The organism is Rhodanobacter spathiphylli B39, from assembly GCF_000264295.1.
Classification (GTDB): Bacteria; Pseudomonadota; Gammaproteobacteria; order Xanthomonadales; family Rhodanobacteraceae; genus Rhodanobacter; species Rhodanobacter spathiphylli.
The window spans coordinates 1-3270 of the sequence record NZ_AJXT01000098.1 but is presented as its reverse complement, the minus strand read 5'-3'; the positions used below and the strand labels follow the sequence as shown (position 1 = coordinate 3270).

General features: G+C 67.0%; 3 protein-coding genes. 2 read left to right on the top strand and 1 reads right to left on the bottom strand.

The features are described 5' to 3' along the window. Window positions 1–193 precede the first annotated feature (193 nt). Window positions 194–1576 (bottom strand): metalloprotease PmbA, encoded by a 1383-nt coding sequence (gene pmbA / locus UU7_RS17110; protein WP_193385095.1) that lies wholly within the window; start codon window positions 1574–1576, stop codon window positions 194–196. Window positions 1577–1671: 95 nt separating this feature from the next. On the opposite strand from pmbA, the gene UU7_RS17105 reads away from it, so the two are divergent. Further along, a complete protein-coding gene (locus UU7_RS17105) occupies window positions 1672–1944 on the top strand; it encodes a DUF1653 domain-containing protein (RefSeq protein WP_007810699.1) in 273 nt (90 codons plus the stop codon). Window positions 1945–1968: 24 nt separating this feature from the next. Then, window positions 1969–2526, top strand: coding sequence for a ribosome biogenesis factor YjgA (gene yjgA, locus UU7_RS17100; RefSeq protein WP_007810697.1), 558 nt, complete (start codon window positions 1969–1971; stop codon window positions 2524–2526). Window positions 2527–3270 lie beyond the last annotated feature (744 nt).

The following is a 3270-nucleotide window of genomic DNA, read 5'->3' as shown; positions in this document are numbered from 1 at the left end:
TGCTTGCAGGGGAGGGAGACAAGCAGCGCTTTGCTCCTCCCCTGCATGTAGGGGGGGGAGACGAGCGGCGCTCTGCTCCTCCCCCTGCGTGCAGGGGGAGGTCAGGAGGGGGTTGCCCGAGGTGGCGAAAAAGCAACGATCAAGTGCGACCCCACCCCGGCCCTCCCCTGCACGCAGGGGAGGGAGTCCATGCCTATTCGCCGGCGACGGTCATGCGGTCGAGCAGGATCGAGCCGGTGAGCAGGTGCGAGCGGATGTCCACGTCGCTGCCCACGGCCACGATGCCGTTGAACATGTCGCGCAGGTTGGCGGCAATCGTGATGCCTTCCACCGGGTAGGCGATCTTGCCGTTTTCGACCCAGAAGCCCGAGGCGCCCCGCGAATAGTCACCGGTGACGGTGGACACGCCCTGCCCCATCACCTCGGTCAGCAGCAGGCCGGTGCCCAGTCGCGCCAGCATGCCGTCGAAATCGGATCGCTCGCCGTCGGCCGCGCCCGCGTCCACCACCAGGTTGTGGATGCCGCCCGCGTTGCCGGTCGACGACAGGCCCAGTTTGCGCGCCGAATAGCTGCTCAGCATGTAGCGCGCCAGCACGCCCCTTTCCACCAGCGCACTGTCGACGGTGGCCACGCCCTCGGCGTCGAAGTTGGCCGAACCCTGGCCGCGCGCAAGATGCGGCCGCTCGTTGATGTCGAGCCATGCCGGCATCACCGGCTTGCCGACCTGGTCGAGCAGGAAACTGGCCTGGCGATACAGCGCGCCGCCGCTGACCGCATTCAGCAGATGGCCGATCAGTCCGCGCGCCAGCTCCGGCACGAACAGCACCGGGCATTGCCGCGTCGACAGGCTGCGCGCACCCAGTCGCGCCAGCGTGCGTTCGGCCGCCTTGTCGCCGAGCGCCTGCGCACTCATGAAATCACCGGCGGCACGCACGCTGTCGTACCAGTAGTCGCGCTGCATGCCGTCGTCGTCACCGGCGATCAGCGCCAGCGACAGCGAGTGCCGGGTGCCGCGCTCGCGCCCGACGAAGCCGTGCGAATTCGCATACACCGACAAGCCCTCGCCGGCCTGCACGCTGGCGCCGTCGGAATTGCTGATGCCCGGATGGGCGCGACCGGCATCCTCGATCGCGATGCCCAGCTCGATCGCCTGCGCGGTGTCGATGCTCCACGGATGCCACAGGTCCAGATCGGGGAATGAGGTGGCCATGCGCGCCGCATCGGCCAACCCAGCGGCGGGATCTTCCTCGGTGTAGCGGGCGATCGCGCAGGCCTGGTCGAGCGTGGCCTGGATCGAATCGGGGTTGAGGTCGGCGGTGCTGGCCGAACCCTTGCGCTGGCCGAAATACACGGTCAGCCCGAAGCCGCGGTCGCGGGTGTGCTCGACCGTCTCCACCTCGCCCAGCCGCACGTTCACGTTGAGCCCGCTGCTGATGCTGGCCGCCACCTCGGCCTGGCTGGCGCCCGCGGCGCGCGCCCGGCGGATCACGTCAGCGGCAAGATCGGCCAGTCGCTCCATGTCCTGTTCACTGCGATCCGGCGTCTGGCTGAGGGCAACTTCGCTCACGTTGGGCATTCCTGGGGATTAGGCGGGTAGAATAAGCGGTTCGCGACCGCCGGCTCCCGAATTGGGGGCGCGAGCGCGGATTGAAAGAGCTGCGGAGCACGTCCATGCAACCTGCCGCCGGCATTTATCGTCACTACAAGGGTCAGCGCTACCGCGTGCTGGGCACCGCGCAGCACAGCGAAACGATGGAGCCGCTGGTGGTCTACCAGGCGCTCTACGGCGACTTCGGCCTGTGGGTGCGCCCGGCGACGATGTTCTGCGAAACCGTCGAGCTGGATGGCGAGCCACTGCCCCGCTTCGCGCTGGAGCAGGCCGAGACCACGCCGGCGGACGACCACACCGCAAGCGTGGCGGACCGCGAAGACCCGCAGCGCTGATCCACCCCATCCTGGAATGACACCGTGAGCCCGAGCCGCAGCCGCAACCAGTACGAACTCGAAGAAGAAGCGGACTACGGCCCCAGCCGCACCCAGCAGCGCCGCGATGCGCTGGCGGTGCTGGCGCTGGCCCAGCAGCTGGTGGACCTGCCGCCCAGCCGCCTGGCCAAGCTGCCCCTGCCCGACGACGTGCGCCACGAGATCGACGTGACCCGCCGCATCAGCTCGCACGGCGCGAAGAAGCGCCAGCTCGCCTTCCTGGCCAAGGTGATGCGCCGCTACGACGACGACGACTTCGCCGCGGTGCGCGCCGAGCTCGGCGAGAACCGCGAGAAGCAGCGCCAGGAAACCGCCGCGATGCATCGTCTGGAGTCCATGCGCGATCGACTGATCGCCGAGGATGAAGCCGCCCTGTCCGAACTGATCGCGGAGCATCCGCAGGTCGATCGCCAGCACCTGCGTTCGCTGGTGCGCCAGGCGCGCGTCGAGAAGGACACGCCGAACAAGCCGCCGAAGGCGTACCGGGAGATCTTTCAGCTGTTGAAGGATCTGGCGCAGAAGGATGATTCGGCCGAAGGCTGATCGCTGCGCTTTTGCTCGCCGATTCGTGCATCGGCCAGCGTGGGGCGGGCACTGCCCGCCGGCTCTCCCGCGCGTTACCTCACGTCGCTAACTCTGACTCGCTCCGCGCTCCAGCTTTTTTGTAGGAGTGCACCCTGTGCGCGATGCTCTTGTCTTTGCCTATGGCATTAAGAGCAAAAGCTTTCGTCTGCCTTCGGCAGCCGAGCCACCTTTCTCTGTGTGGCCAGAGAAACGTGGCCCAAAGAGAGGCCACCCCGCTTCCGCGCCTTGCGGACATCCTGTCCGCAAGGTTCGCGAGTCGGGGCCGGGCTTTTCGACAGGGCATCCTGCCCCGGCGAAAAGGAGCCGACATCCCTGTCGGCTCCCGCTACGCGGCCTGTCGTCCCCGCCTCGCCGCTGCAGAGGGGCCCCGGGTAGAGCAGCGGGCCATCGTGGCCCGCACTCGATGATGAAGCCTAAAGGCAACAGCGAGAGCGGAGCCGAAGCATCTGCGCACGGCAGACGCCGTGCGCAGATGTGACTTTCTTGCTGAGGGCAGTCCCGATGAAAGGCAAAGTCCCGGCAGCGCGGTCTATCATCACGTCGACTATTGGACGGGCTCTACAACGTGGGCGCACGCCACACAGCGCACTGTTGTTCGAGGATTTGTTCCGCGCGGAGTCAACCATGAATGCCATCACCTGCACGCAGAACCACCAGTGAGCACGATCTTTATCGGAGGTGGCGAGTTCAATTCTGAAGTGC